Below are 240 nucleotides of genomic sequence, written 5' to 3' on the forward strand. Positions count from 1 at the left end.
TTAATTGTGCGTTCTTTCCGTTCACCTTTGCTCCGATACACTTGGACCCCAGTTTGCTGTGGATGGCGAAAGCAAAGTCCAGTACGGTCGCTCCTTTCGGCATCTTGTACAAGTCACCTTTGGGGGTGAATACGAATACTTCGTCTTCGTATAATTCCAGTTTGAACTGGTCCATCACTTCCAGGTCACTGTCGGCGTTCTCCAGTGTTTCCCGGATGGAGGTCAGCCATTCATCCAGAC

General features: G+C 49.6%; 1 protein-coding gene. It reads right to left on the minus strand.

Annotation, left to right across the window (positions count from 1 at the left end; all coding sequences use genetic code 11):
* Window positions 1–240: TGS domain-containing protein (locus LJE08_RS14400; protein WP_227403634.1), on the minus strand; the 240-nt coding region annotated here is incomplete at both ends.

The organism is Holdemanella sp. DFI.5.55 (assembly GCF_020593575.1).
In the GTDB taxonomy this organism is placed as follows: Bacteria; Bacillota_I; Bacilli_A; order Erysipelotrichales; family Erysipelotrichaceae; genus Holdemanella; species Holdemanella hominis.